The sequence below is a fragment of the Methylobacterium sp. WL69 genome (assembly GCF_008039485.1).
GTDB lineage: Bacteria > Pseudomonadota > Alphaproteobacteria > Rhizobiales > Beijerinckiaceae > Methylobacterium.
The window spans coordinates 1-7,304 of sequence record NZ_VRUZ01000146.1 but is presented as its reverse complement, the minus strand read 5'-3'; the positions used below and the strand labels follow the sequence as shown (position 1 = coordinate 7,304).

Annotated in this window: 8 protein-coding genes; 7 read left to right on the top strand and 1 reads right to left on the bottom strand. The window is 71.2% G+C overall.

All coding sequences use genetic code 11. The features are described 5' to 3' along the window. Window positions 1–238 precede the first annotated feature (238 nt). The 3 genes from FV218_RS21495 to FV218_RS21485 all read left to right on the top strand — a co-directional run bounded on the left by FV218_RS21495 (window position 239) and on the right by FV218_RS21485 (window position 2,403). Window positions 239–1,033 carry a DUF429 domain-containing protein gene (locus tag FV218_RS21495; protein WP_147711491.1) on the top strand — a complete coding sequence of 265 codons (795 nt, stop codon included), beginning with the start codon at window positions 239–241 and terminating at the stop codon, window positions 1,031–1,033. Between the two features lie 112 nt (window positions 1,034–1,145). Beyond that, window positions 1,146–1,691 carry an NUDIX domain-containing protein gene (locus tag FV218_RS21490; protein WP_147711490.1) on the top strand — a complete coding sequence of 182 codons (546 nt, stop codon included), beginning with the start codon at window positions 1,146–1,148 and terminating at the stop codon, window positions 1,689–1,691. Window positions 1,692–1,707: 16 nt separating this feature from the next. Continuing rightward, window positions 1,708–2,403, top strand: coding sequence for a carbonic anhydrase (locus tag FV218_RS21485; protein ID WP_147711489.1), 696 nt, complete (start codon window positions 1,708–1,710; stop codon window positions 2,401–2,403). A 177-nt stretch (window positions 2,404–2,580) separates the two neighbouring features. Here the strand turns inward: FV218_RS21485 and FV218_RS21480 are convergent, their stop codons facing one another. Further along, entirely contained in the window at window positions 2,581–3,276 is a 696-nt protein-coding gene (locus FV218_RS21480; RefSeq protein ID WP_147711488.1) for a DUF4142 domain-containing protein, read from the bottom strand. A 221-nt stretch (window positions 3,277–3,497) separates the two neighbouring features. On the opposite strand from FV218_RS21480, the gene FV218_RS21475 reads away from it, so the two are divergent. From FV218_RS21475 to FV218_RS21460, 4 genes are all read left to right on the top strand, one after another. Continuing rightward, a complete protein-coding gene (locus tag FV218_RS21475) occupies window positions 3,498–4,559 on the top strand; it encodes an acyltransferase (protein ID WP_147711492.1) in 1,062 nt (353 codons plus the stop codon). A 95-nt stretch (window positions 4,560–4,654) separates the two neighbouring features. Further along, a complete protein-coding gene (locus tag FV218_RS21470) occupies window positions 4,655–5,515 on the top strand; it encodes a universal stress protein (protein WP_147711487.1) in 861 nt (286 codons plus the stop codon). Window positions 5,516–5,657: 142 nt separating this feature from the next. Then, on the top strand, window positions 5,658–6,272 hold the full coding sequence (locus FV218_RS21465; protein WP_147711486.1) for a hypothetical protein: 615 nt from the start codon (window positions 5,658–5,660) through the stop codon (window positions 6,270–6,272). Window positions 6,273–6,378: 106 nt separating this feature from the next. Further along, window positions 6,379–6,975, top strand: a complete 597-nt coding sequence (locus tag FV218_RS21460) for a hypothetical protein (RefSeq protein ID WP_147711485.1) — start codon at window positions 6,379–6,381, stop codon at window positions 6,973–6,975. Window positions 6,976–7,304 lie beyond the last annotated feature (329 nt).

Sequence of the window (7,304 nt, the reverse complement as noted above, 5' to 3'; positions counted from 1 at the left end):
GGGAGAGGGGGATGCGCACGGGGGGCGGCGCTTCGTCGACAACCCTCATCTGCGGCGGCTTCAGACCGCGACCATCAGCTGTGATCGCCCTGCCTTTCAGGAGAGGGAGCCCGTCGCGACTGTTCGAAGCGTTTTGCTTCGCGTTCGACTGCCAAAACACTTCAACTGGGATCACCTGGCCTGGAAGGATCACCTGGCCCGGAAGGAAAGGGAGCGGGTTGCGTCTTGCTGCGACACCTTGAGTCCGTCAGCGAACCGAGCTGATCCCGAGGGTCAGGCGTCCCGCTGGATCGCGGGCCTCGACGGGTGCCGCGGGGCCTGGGCCGGGGTGCTGCTCCACCTCGACGACGGGCGCCACCGCGCCGCCCGGTTCGCCGCCGTGGCCGATCTCGTCGACGCCCCGGAGGCGCCGGCCTGGATCGGCATCGACATTCCCATCGGCCTGCCCGACCGGGTCGAGGGCGGCGGCCGCGTCGCCGACCGCGCGGCGCGGGCCTATCTCGGCGCCGGACGGGCCAGCGTGTTCCCGATGCCGCCGCGCGCGGCGGTGTACGCGCCGGACTACGAGACCGCCAAGGCCCTGTCGCGGGCCGCGAGCGACCCGCCCTTCGCCCCCTCGATTCAGGGCTGGAACCTTTTTCGCGGTGTGCGCGAGGTCGACGGATTGCTCCGCGCGCGACCCGATCTGCGCGACCGCCTACACGAGGTCCATCCCGAGATCGCGTTCCGGCGCCTCAACGGCGACCGGGCCCTCGCCGCCCCGAAGAAGCGGCCCGAGGGCCGCGCCGCCCGCCGCGCCCTGCTCCTCGGCGCCGGCCTGCCCGAGACGCTGATCGCGGCACGACCCGCCGGGATCGGCGCCGACGATCATCTCGACGCCCTGGCGGCCCTCGCGGTGGCCCGCGACATCGCCCTCGGCCGCGCCGTGCCGATGCCCGATCCGCCGGGGCGGGACGGGTTCGATCTCCCCATCGTGATCTGGGCGCCCGGCGACGTGCCGGAAAACACTGGCCGGCCGGTGGAATGCTGCTAAATCCCCCCTCGGTGAGATGAAGGCCCGGCAGGATCGAATAAAATCTTGGTGTAGAGCGGAATAAAATATTTTCCGTGATCGCGGATTACGGACAATACTTCGGAGTGGACCCATGACATCAGACGTTTCCGAAACGGGTGCACCCGATCCCGCGAACCCGCCGGTCCGCGACATCGCCCGCGCCCTGGTGTTCGATCCGGCCCAGCGCCTGCTCCTCATCGCCTACGAGTCCGTCCGGCCCATCGATCCGGCCGCGCCCGACGACCGCACCTTCTGGTTCATGCCGGGCGGCGGCCTGGAGCCGGGCGAGACCCATGTCGAAGCGTGCCGGCGTGAACTCGAAGAGGAGATCGGCGTTGCCGATGCGCCCATCGGTCCGCAGGTCGCGGGCTGCGAGGGACCCTTCCACCTGTTCCGGACGTCGCGCCATGCCCGCGAGCGCTACTTCGTGGTGCGCCTGGCCGACGACCGGATCGACACAAGCCGCCTGGCCGAGACGGAGGACAACCCCGTCCTCGGCACGCGCTGGTGGACCCTGGACGACCTCGAAGCGACCTCCGAGCGGATCGAACCCGCGGGGTTGGCGCAACTCGCCCGCGCCATCGCCGGGGGCACCATTCCTGCAACACCCGTCACCCTGACGTGGCACGGCTCATGAGAAAGGCTGATCAAGAATGACCACGCAAAACGCCCACCCGTTTCCCGAGAAGCTCAAGGAAGGCTACCAGTCGTTCGTGGAGCGCCGTCTGCCCGACGAAGCCAAGCGCTATTCCGGCCTCGCCAAGTCGCAATCCCCCGAGGTCCTGCTCATCGGCTGCTGCGACAGCCGCGTCTCGCCCGAGGTGATCTTCGATGCGGGCCCGGGTGAACTGTTCGTGATCCGCAACGTCGCCAACCTCGTGCCCCCGTGCGAGGAACAGGGCGGCGAATTCCACGGCACCTCGGCGGCCATCGAGTTCGCCGTGGAAGGCCTGGAGGTGAAGCACATCGTCGTGATGGGTCACGCCACCTGCGGCGGCATCAAGGCCTTCGCCAACCCGTCGAAGCCCCTGTCGGACAGCGACTTCATCGGCAAGTGGGTGTCCCTCGTGGCCTCGGCCGCCGAGAACGTCGAAGACCAGAGCGGGCCCGACTACCTCACCCGCCTCGAATACGCGATGGTGGGCGAGAGCCTGAAGAACCTCATGACGTTCCCGTTCATCCGCGAGCGGGTCGCGGCCGGCACGCTCACCCTGCACGGCGCCCATTTCGGCATCGAGCGCGGCGAGCTCCTCGTGCGCGACCCCGAGACCGGCGACTTCCGACCCGCCGTCGACATGGCCGGAAAGTCCATCAACCCGACCGCCCTGATCAACTGCCGGGAAGCCTGAGGCACGCGGCCGGGCGTCCGTCCTTCCAGGCGCCCGGCACGCCCCGTCCCGGACGGGCGACGGATGGATCTTCGATCGAAGGAACCATGAATCAAGAAGGGACGCCGAGCCTTAGGCTCGACGTCCCTTCTTAGTCCCCCAGACATTTCGCCCGGGGGGTTTTCTCTCAGAAAAAGTTCAGCGGGCGCCGGGCAGGCGCTGGGCCATCTGGTAATGATGCTCGAGAACCGGCAGGGCCTGCTGGACGTGGGCGCGCAGGGCCGGGTTCGGGCCGTTGGAGGCGTAGGACTGGTACATGCCGATGGCCATCTCGTGCGACTTCACCTGCATCGAGCCGTAGAGACGGTCGAAGCGCTGGCCGGACGGGGTCTGCGACAGCTCGGCGAGCATCGCCTGCTGCTGCGGGTTCGGCTGAACCAGGGTGGTGCCGGCGGTGGTGTCGACGTCGCCCATCATCGAGCCGGTGGCGGCGCCGCGGCGCGCGCCCGAACCGAGACCCTCGAGACCGCCCACGGGGCCGCCGCTCAGGGTTCCGCCGACGACGCCGGTGGCCGCACCCGTGGCGGCACCCACGGCGCCGCCCGCCATGGCGAGGGGGGCGGTGACGAGGCCGCCGATGCCGTCGTTGCGGGCCATCACGTTGCCCTCGCCGCCGGCCAGGGCAACGTTGGCGGCGCGGTGGTCGCGCAGGGCCTCCTTGGCGAAGCGGACGACCTGCGGGTTGCGGCTCTTCGACAGGGCGATCTGGCTCGACTGGACCTCGAAGGCATTGGACTGCATCGCCGCGAGGCGGAAGTCGCCCATGTCCTGCGCAAAGGCCGGGGTCGCGAGGGCCGTGATCACGGCGGTCATGGCAATGGTCTTGTTCATCATCATCATCCTCAATATGGCTGCGGCGACATCAAAGAACGGACCCAGGGACAATCCTGCCCGCACGGGTCCGTGACTTTCGCCTTCGGCCGGACAACGGGGGAAGAACTGTTCTGTTCCAACCTGTTTTCGCGGGACAAGGCTCGGCTGTTGTCCATTCCGGACGGAAAATCCCGCCCGCGGCGGGGCCCGGCCGGGGGGCACGCGGCGTGAAGCTCCGGGCGATCCAGGGCCTGCGCGCCGTCGCGGCCGGGCTCGTGGTCATCCATCACGGGCAGTTCGAGGCGGCGGCCCTGGCCCGCCACGCCGGGCTCGCCTTCGCGCCGAGCCCGTGGCTGCCGTGGTCGGCGGGCGTCGACGTGTTCTTCGTCATCTCGGGCTTCATCATCGTCCACGCATCGGCGCCCCTCTACGGCCGACCGGGCGGGCGGGCGCGCTTCCTCGCCCACCGGGTCGCCCGGCTGGTGCCGCTCTACTGGCTGGTGACGGGCCTCTACCTCGCCCTGGCGCTCGCCGTGCCGAGCCTGCTCAACGGCGGAGAATCCCTCGCGCCGGGCTACGTCGCCGCCTCGTTCCTGTTCTGGCCGGCCCTGCGCCCGGACGGGATTCCCCAGCCCCTCTACGGCCTCGGCTGGACCCTGAACTGCGAGATGTTCTTCTACGCCCTCTTCGCCCTCGGCCTCGGCTGGGGGCGGGGACGGGCGGTGGCGTGGCTCGCCGCGGCCCTCGCGGGCCTCGTCGCCCTGGGTCTGACGGTGCCGGACCTGCCGACGCCCCTGGCGTTCTGGAGCAGTCCCATCGTCCTCGAATTCGCCCTCGGCGCCGGGCTGGCCCTCGCCCGCGCGCACGGCCTGCGCCTCGCGACCGTGGCCCGCTGGGCGCTGGCCGTCGTCGGGTTCGCCGGCCTCGCCGCGGCCGGCGAAACCGACGCCGTGATGCGGCCCCTGGCCTATGGCGGGCCGGCCCTCCTCCTCGTGGCCGCCGCCGCCCTCGGGTGGGAACGCGGGCCCTCGGCCGCAGGGCGGGGCAGGGGCGGCGCGGCCGTCGTCGCCCTCGGGGACGCGTCCTACGCCCTCTACCTCATCCACCCCTTCGTCCTGCGGGGGACCCGCGAGGCGCTGGGCCGCCTCGGTCTCGCGGGTCCCGTCGGCCCGTGGCCGGCGCTCGGCCTCATGCTGGTCCTGTCGGTGGCCGCCGCCCTGGTGGTCGCCCGCTTCGTCGAGGCGCCGCTGACGCGGGCGGTCCGGCGCCGGCTCGATCCGGGCGTTCCGCCGAAGTCCGCTTGAGTCCGAAAACCGTGTGACTCCGCGCCGGCCGGAGTTTGCCGGCGGCGAAAACCGCACTAGCCTCCGGCGATTCGCGCCATGGAAGGCAGCCCGCCATGAAGACGCTCCTGGTTCCCGTCGCCCTCCACGACAGCCTGCCCTCGGTGTTCGAGACGGCGATCCTCGCCGCCCGCCGCTTCGGCAGCCTCGTCGAGGGCGTGTCCCTGCGCCCGGCGCTCGCCGAATACGTCCCCGTCGACATGGTCGGCGGCATGACCTGGCTGCGCGACGAGGAGGCCGACAAGGCCGAGGCCGAGGCCGCCGGCGGGCGCTTCGTCGCCTTCATGCGGCAGGCCGGCGTGCCGCTCGCCGAGGACGGACCCTGCACGCCGGCCAGCGTCGCGGCGGCCGGCCCGCGCTACCGCTGGCGCCCCGACGTGCCGGCGGGCGACGCCTTCCTCGGCCAGTATGCCCGCCTGTTCACCGCCACGGTGGTGGGGCGGCCCGGGGCCGAGGACGGGTCGCCGCGCATGACCACCTTCGAGACGGCCCTGTTCGAGGGCGGCCGGCCGATCCTGCTCGCGCCCCCCATCGCCCCCGCGACCCTCGGCGACGCGATCCTCATCGCCTGGAACGGCTCCACCGAGACGGCCCGCGCCGTGGCCTTCGCCATGCCGTTCCTGCGCCGGGCCCAGCGCATCCGCGTCATCAGCGTCGAGGGCGGCACCGTGCCGGGGCCGAGCGCCGAGGAACTCGCCCGCGCGCTGGCCTGCGAGGGCATCGATGCCGATCACCGCGCCCATTCGGCCGGGCGGCGCACCCCCGGCGAGGTGTTCCTCGCCGAGGCCGAATCCTTCGGCTGCGATCTGCTCATCAAGGGCGCCTACACCCAGAGCCGCCTGCGCCAGATGATCTTCGGCGGCCCGACGAGCCACCTCCTGGCCCATGCGAACATCCCGATGCTGATGGCCCATTAAGGCCGCCGGCCACCACGCGGAACCGGCGGCCACGCGGAACCGGGCACCAAGCGTAACCGTATCGCGCACAATTGACTTGCGCGCGACTTGGATGCCGGGCAGGGTCCGGCGGGATCGGCTCATCGCCGATGGAAGGACCCCCATGATCAGAGCCGCCCGCCTCGCCACGCTCCTCGCCACCGCCGGTCTCGGCCTCGCCACGGCGCTTCCGGCCAGCGCCGAGGCGCCCGTCGTGCGCATCCGCGGCACCATCGCGTCGGTGGAGGGCCAGACCGTCTCCATCAAGCCGCGCGTGGGCGAGGCCGTCACCGTCCGCCTCGGCGACGCCGTCCGGGTCGCCGGCGCGAGTGCGGCCAAGATCGCCGACATCCAGCCCGACAGCTACGTCGGCACCGCGGCGACGCCCCAGCCCGACGGCAGCCTGAAAGCCCTCGAGGTCGCGGTGTTCGCCCCCAGCATGCGCGGCACCGGCGACGGCCACTATCCGTGGGACCTCGAGAAGGAGAACACCATGACCAACGGCGCCGTCGGCGCCGTGACGGGCACGGCCAACCGCACCATCACGGTGACCTATGCCGGCGGCCAGAAGACCATCACCGTGCCGGACGACGTGCCCGTGGTGGCCCTCGCCCCCGGGGATGCCAGCCTGATCAAGCCGGGCGCCCGCGTCGTCGCCTTCACCCGCGCCGACGCCTCCGGCACGGCGGTCGTCGACCGCATGGTGGTCGGCCAGAACGGCACCGTTCCGCCCATGTGAGCCCGCCCATGTGAAGGTTGGGCCCAGGGCGCGCGCGCCGACGGGCGCGTCCGGTCCCGCAGAATCCAGTCCCACGAGAATCGAAACCCGAACGGAGAGACACGCCATGATGAAGAGCCTGCTGACCGGCCTTGCCCTGACCCTGACGGTGGCCACCACCGCCCGCGCCGACGACATCGTCCGCTACCGCGGCACCCTCGAGAAGGTCGACGGATCGACCCTCACCATCAAGCCGCGCACGGGCGACTCCATCACCGTCCAGTTCTCGAACGACACCAAGATCCTCGCCGCCACCACGGGCCAGCTCGCCGACATCAAGTCGGAGAGCTACATCGGCACCGCCGCGATCCCGCAGCCCGACGGCACCCAGAAGGCCCTGCAGGTGACGGTGTTTTCGTCCTCCCTGCGCGGCACCGCCGACGGCCACTACCCGTGGGACCTCGGCACCAACTCCACCATGACCAACGGCGCCGTCGGCACCCTCTCGGGCACGGACGGCCGCACCCTGCTGGTCAAGTACCAGGGCGGCGAGAAGAAGGTCGTGGTGCCGGACGACGTGCCGGTGACCCTGGTCGATCCGGGCGAGAAGAGCATCCTGGTGCCGGGCTCCAAGCTCGTCGCCTTCACCAAGAAGGGCGCCGACGGCGCGCTCACCGCCCCGATCCTCATCATCGGCCGCAACGGCACCGTGCCGTCCATGTGAGGCCGCTGTTAACCCTCTCCCCGCCTGCGGGGAGAGGGCTTTGCCGACCTTGTCGTCGGCAAAGCAAGGCGGCAGCCGAGGGTGAGGGGGCGTATCCGAAGGAGCCTCTTTCGGACGCGCCCCCTCACCGTCGCTTCGGCTTACGCCTCCGCTCTCCGGAGGCACGGCGGGGTGCCTCCGGCCCTCTCCCCGCAAGCCGGGAGAGGGGAATTCGCACGACCATCTCGCATGTCCGCGCGCCGTTCATCGCGAAGGCGGGAGTCCTCGAAGATTGAAGGCATCATGACCATCGTCCCCGAACGCCCCGCCCGCCCCGTGGTGATCCACCC